Here is a 277-nt window from a genome sequence, read left to right on the forward strand (position 1 = left end):
GAATATATTCCGTACATCATCATCGGTGATCAGTATTTTTTTGCCCCTTAAGACTTCAGTTAAAGATCCTAACGTTTTATTCCTTACTGTTTCAGTAGAATTATTCTCTTCTTCTACAAGATGTAAAAATAAGCCTACTTCATCTAAAATCCTTTGATAAGAATGCGCTGTTTTTACCACGATGGAATCAGCGTATTGTTTTATTTTTAATTCTTCTGACTTAGACAAATTCCGTTCCGTAAATATTATGATCGGAAGATTTTCCAGACCCTCATAG

The 277-nt window shown here is 33.2% G+C and carries 1 protein-coding gene; it reads right to left on the reverse strand.

Annotated features, from left to right (window positions below):
* On the reverse strand, positions 1-228 hold a 228-nt coding region (locus ACPYOJ_RS35265), incomplete at its 3' end, for a hypothetical protein (RefSeq protein ID WP_481420372.1).
* Between the last annotated feature and the right edge of the window lie 49 nt (positions 229-277).

Source organism: Rhizobium sp. SVR5-9E, from assembly GCF_056755095.1.